The 4,857-nt window shown below is 72.6% G+C and carries 6 protein-coding genes; all 6 read left to right on the top strand.

What is annotated here, in order from left to right:
- On the top strand, window positions 1-313 hold a 313-nt coding region (locus HGA02_RS10620), incomplete at its 5' end, for an HPr family phosphocarrier protein (RefSeq protein WP_168678981.1).
- 99 nt (window positions 314-412) lie between these two features.
- The gene (locus HGA02_RS10615; RefSeq protein ID WP_246247651.1) at window positions 413-1,090 is read left to right on the top strand and encodes a TetR/AcrR family transcriptional regulator; all 678 of its coding nucleotides are present in this window, start codon (window positions 413-415) and stop codon (window positions 1,088-1,090) included.
- A gap of 96 nt (window positions 1,091-1,186) precedes the next feature.
- Complete coding sequence (locus tag HGA02_RS10610) at window positions 1,187-2,914, top strand: MDR family MFS transporter (protein WP_168678979.1); 1,728 nt, start codon at window positions 1,187-1,189, stop codon at window positions 2,912-2,914.
- A gap of 9 nt (window positions 2,915-2,923) precedes the next feature.
- The gene (locus HGA02_RS10605; RefSeq protein WP_168678978.1) at window positions 2,924-3,319 is read left to right on the top strand and encodes a DUF4233 domain-containing protein; all 396 of its coding nucleotides are present in this window, start codon (window positions 2,924-2,926) and stop codon (window positions 3,317-3,319) included.
- Between the two features lie 54 nt (window positions 3,320-3,373).
- On the top strand, window positions 3,374-3,799 hold the full coding sequence (gene ndk / locus HGA02_RS10600) for a nucleoside-diphosphate kinase (RefSeq protein WP_168678977.1): 426 nt from the start codon (window positions 3,374-3,376) through the stop codon (window positions 3,797-3,799).
- A gap of 111 nt (window positions 3,800-3,910) precedes the next feature.
- The coding region (locus HGA02_RS10595) for an AAA family ATPase (protein ID WP_168678976.1) at window positions 3,911-4,857 on the top strand (947 nt) is incomplete at its 3' end.

The following is a 4,857-nucleotide window of genomic DNA, read 5'->3' as shown; positions in this document are numbered from 1 at the left end:
GACGTTCGCGGCGGTGCCACCGAGCGAGCCCGCCGCCCCGGCGGCGGAGGGGGACGACGTGGCCCGTGGGTCCGCGGTGCTGCGCAACCCGCTCGGGTTGCACGCGCGACCCGCGGCGATCGTGGCCCGCATGATCGCCGGCTACGACGCGCGGGTCCGGGTCAACGGCGTCGACGCGGCGAGCGTCCTGCAGCTCATGAAGCTCGGTGCCGTGCAGGGGCAGGAGATCGTCGTCGAGGCCGAGGGCCCGCAGGCCGCCGAGGCGCGGGACGCGCTGCTCGCCGCGGTGGAGGGCGGCTTCGGGGAGGTCTGACGCGGCCCGTAGCGCGGCCGGGCAGCGGATGGGCCGGGTGAGCGACGGCACAGAAACTGCATGGACTGCAAAGTTGCAGTGGATGTAATGTTGCATCCCATGCAGGAAGTCGACGCCACGCACGGGCTCGCCGACCCCGCCGACACCCGGCCCGTCGACGACTCGGCGCCCAGCATCGCCGAGCTCGTCGGCGCCCTCGGGCTCCGCGAGCGCAAGAAGCGCGCCCGTCGCGACGCGCTCATCGACGCCACCCACCGCCTCGTCGACCGCGACGGCCTCGACGCCGTCACGGTCGAGGCGATCTGCGAGGCCGCCGGCGTCTCCGTCCGCACGTTCTTCAACTACTTCGAGACGAAGGACGACGCCGTCCTCGGGCACGCCACGTACCCGATCGACCCGGTCGTCGAGGACGAGTTCGCGTCCGGCGGACCCACCGGGCACCTCGTGACCGACCTCGAGCACCTCGTCGGCTCGCTGCTCGACGCCGCGCCGCCCGGTCGGGCGCGCATGGCCAAGGGCCTCGCCATCGCCGCGCGGGAGCCCCGGCTGCTCGCCCGCCACCTGGCCTGGCTCGACAAGCACAAGGGCAACCTCATGTCGCTCGTCGCCCGGCGCCTGGGTGACGACCCCGTCCACTCGCCCGACACCGTCGCCTCGCTCGCACTCTTCCTCACGCACGCGACGTTCGTGCGCTGGGAGTCCGGGGGCAGCGAGGGCGAGATCCGCGACCACCTGCACACCGTCGTCGGGGAGCTGCGCGCGCTGCTCGCCGACTGACCCTCCCGATCTGCTCGCCGCCCACGACGAGCCCGGGCGCCCGCGCGCGCCCGCACGACCACGCCATCCCCGTCCCCTCCAGGAGCAAGGAACCCCATGGCCACCGCCACCGTCCCCGACGTGGGAGCGAGCGACAAGCCGCTCGTCGTCCTCACGCCCCGCACCGTCTGGCTCATCTTCGGCGCCCTCATGGCGAGCATGTTCCTGTCGTCGCTCGACCAGTCGATCGTCGGCACCGCGATGCCGACCATCGTCGGCGAGCTCGACGGCGTCGAGCACCAGGGCTGGGTCGTGACGGCCTACATCCTGGCCATCGCGATCGTCATGCCGCTCTACGGCAAGTTCGGTGACATCTGGGGGCGGCGCTGGCCGTTCCTCGTCGCGATCGCGCTGTTCACCGCCGGGTCCGCCGTCGCGGGCTTCGCCGGGTCGTTCGGCTGGCTCGTCGTCGGCCGCGGCATCCAGGGCCTCGGCGGCGGTGGCCTCATGATCCTGTCGCAGGCGATCATCGCCGACATCGTCCCCGCCAAGGACCGCGGCAAGTACATGGGCCCCATGGGAGCGCTGTTCGGCATCGCGGCCGTCGTCGGCCCGCTGCTCGGCGGCCTGTTCACCGAGCACGCCGACTGGCGCTGGTGCTTCTGGATCAACATCCCCGTCGGCATCGCGGCGTTCGCCGTCGCGTGGTTCGCGCTCAAGCTCCCGTCGCACCGCTCGGGCCGCCGCATTGACGTCGCGGGCATCCTCTTCGTCGTCCTCGGCACGTCCGGCCTGGTCCTCGCCACGAGCTGGGAGAGCTGGAGCGGGCAGCGCGGCTACGACTGGTCCGACCTGGGCCTGCTCGCGCTCGTCGTCGGCACGTTGCTCTCGATCGCGCTGTTCATCGTGGCCGAGCTCAAGGCGTCCGACCCGCTGCTGCCGCTGCGCCTGTTCCGCAACCGCACCTTCACGATCGCCACCGCGATCGGCTTCATCCTCGGCATGGGCATGTTCTCGGCGCTGGCGTTCCTGCCGACGTTCCTGCAGATGTCGACCGGCGTGGGCGTCACGCAGTCCGGCTACCTCCTGCTGCCGATGATGGCGGGCGTCATGCTCACCGCGATCGGCTCCGGCATCGCGATCACGAAGACCGGCCGCTACAAGATCTTCCCCGTCGCGGGCCTCGCGATCACGACCGTCGGCATGGTGTGGCTGACCCGCATCACGGGCGACATGTCGATGTGGCTGTTCGGCGCGATGATCTTCGTGCTCGGCGCCGGCATGGGCCTCGTCATGCAGACGATCGTCCTGGCCGTGCAGAACGCGGTCGACCCGCACGAGCTCGGCACCGCCACGTCGGCGAACAACTTCTTCCGCGAGATCGGTGCGGCCGTCGGTGTCGCCGTGTTCTCGACGATGTTCACGAGCCGGCTCATCGAGCAGGTCACCGACGTGTTCGCGGGCGTGCCCGCCGGCTCGGGCGGCGAGGCGTCCGGCCTCACGCCCGACGTCGTCCAGCAGCTGCCCGAGCCGTTCAAGACCGGCGTCATCGACGCCTACGCGAGCAGCCTCTCGTCGTCGTTCTGGTACTTCATCCCGCTCGTCGTCGTCGGGTTCGTCCTTGCGCTGTTCCTCAAGGAGGTCAAGCTCTCCGACGTCGCCGGCATGGTCGCGCGCGGTGAGGCGGTCGCGGCCGACGACGTGCGTGCGGGTGCGGTCCACGCCGACGCGACGGTCGACGGCGCGGTCGTCGTCGACGAGCTCTCGGCGCCCGCGCTCGACGACGCCCGGACGGCCGCCGCCGGCGACCGGACCACCGACGGCGACGCCGTGGGTGCCCGGTAACCTGACGCGATGAGCTCGACCGACCCGCAGGCCGTGCGCCGCAAGCGCCCCGCGAAGCCGCAGTTCACCCAGACGGTGCTGGTCCTCGAGGCCTTCGTGGTGTTCTTCGCGACGCTCGTGGCGTACGGCCTGCGGGTCGCCGACACCGCCACCGTGTGGTGGGTCGGCGGCTCGCTCACGGTCGTCCTGGTCGTGCTCGCCGGCTGGGTCGGTCGCCCCGGCGGCTACGTCGCGGGGTCGGTCGCGCAGGTCGTCGTCCTGGCCTGCGGGTTCGTCGTCCCGATGATGTTCGTCGTCGGCGCGGTGTTCGCCGCGATGTGGGTCTTCTCGCTGCGCGTCGGCGGCCGCATCGACCGCGAGCGCGCCGAGTGGGACGCCGCCCACCCCGGCATGGTCGGCCCCTGACCGTTCACGGACACATCACCGGGCCGCCCGGGCGCCCCCGTTAGGGTGACGCCCATGACTGACACGCAGCGCACCCTGGTCCTCGTCAAGCCCGACGGAGTCCGCCGGGGTCTGGTGGGGGAGATCCTGCGTCGCATCGAGGCGAAGGGCTACACGCTCGTCGCCGTCGAGCTCCGCGAGGCCGACGAGGCCCTGCTCGCGGAGCACTACGCCGAGCACGCCGGCAAGCCGTTCCTCGAGCCGCTCGTCGAGTTCATGCGGTCCGGCCCGGTGCTGGCCGCGGTCGTCGAGGGGCACCGCGTGATCGAGGGCTTCCGCTCGCTCGCAGGGGCGACCGACCCGACCGTCGCCGCCCCCGGCACGATCCGCGGGGACCTGTCCCGCGACTGGGGCCTCAAGGTCATCCAGAACCTCGTGCACGGCTCGGACGGCGAGGAGTCGGCGGCGCGCGAGATCGCGCTCTGGTTCCCCTCGCTCTGACGACGGCGACGACGGCACAGCACCGGCAGCAGCACGGACACCGACGGCGGGCGGCCGGCGGACGCGCCCCGCGTCCCCGACCGCCCGCCGTCCACGTCCTAGGCTTCCCCCGTGCACCTCAAGACCCTCACCCTGCGGGGGTTCAAGTCGTTCGCCTCGGCGACGACGCTGAGCTTCGAGCCGGGTGTCACCTGCGTCGTCGGCCCGAACGGGTCGGGCAAGTCGAACGTCGTCGACGCGCTCGCGTGGGTCATGGGGGAGCAGGGCGCCAAGTCGCTGCGCGGCGGCAAGATGGAGGACGTCATCTTCGCCGGCACCGCCGGCCGCCCGCCGCTGGGCCGCGCCGAGGTCGCGCTGACCATCGACAACACCGACGGCGCCCTGCCGATCGAGTACACCGAGGTCACGATCTCCCGGACGCTGTTCCGCAGCGGCGGGTCGGAGTACGCGATCAACGGGCAGGGCTGCCGGCTGCTCGACATCCAAGAGCTGCTGTCCGACTCCGGCCTGGGCCGCGAGATGCACGTCATCGTCGGGCAGGGCCAGCTCGACGCGGTGCTGCGTGCGACGCCCGAGGAGCGGCGCGGCTTCATCGAGGAGGCCGCGGGCGTCCTCAAGCACCGCAAGCGCAAGGAGAAGGCGCTCCGCAAGCTCGACGCGATGCAGGCCAACCTCACGCGGCTCGGCGACCTGACGGGCGAGATCCGTCGCCAGCTCGGCCCGCTGGGGCGGCAGGCCGAGGTCGCCCGCAAGGCCGCGGTGGTCCAGTCCGACCTGCGCGACGCCCGCGCCCGCCTGCTCGCCGACGACCTCGCCCAGCTCAGCGCGACGCTCGAGCAGGAGATCGCCGACGAGTCCGCGCTGCTCGCCCGCCGCGCCGAGGTCGAGCAGGCCCTCGCCGCTGCCCGCGACGGGCTCGCCGCCCTGGAGCGGGAGGCCGCCGAGGCGACGCCGCACCTCACCGAGGTCACCGAGGTCTGGTACCGCCTGTCGTCGCTGCGCGAGCGGCTGCGCGGCACGGCGTCGCTCGCCGCGGACCGCGTCCGGCTGCTCGGCAG

Source organism: Cellulomonas septica (genome assembly GCF_012396155.1).
In the GTDB taxonomy this organism is placed as follows: domain Bacteria; phylum Actinomycetota; class Actinomycetes; order Actinomycetales; family Cellulomonadaceae; genus Cellulomonas; species Cellulomonas septica.
Note: the sequence above shows the minus strand (reverse complement) of the source record. Positions and strands in the feature narration are given on the sequence as shown.

Coding starts and splice junctions, on each gene's coding strand:
- ndk (WP_168678977.1), top strand. CDS start 3,374: ATGACTGACACGCAGCGCACCCTGGTCCTCGTCAAGCCCGACGGAGTC.
- HGA02_RS10610 (WP_168678979.1), top strand. CDS start 1,187: ATGGCCACCGCCACCGTCCCCGACGTGGGAGCGAGCGACAAGCCGCTC.
- HGA02_RS10605 (WP_168678978.1), top strand. CDS start 2,924: ATGAGCTCGACCGACCCGCAGGCCGTGCGCCGCAAGCGCCCCGCGAAG.
- HGA02_RS10615 (WP_246247651.1), top strand. CDS start 413: ATGCAGGAAGTCGACGCCACGCACGGGCTCGCCGACCCCGCCGACACC.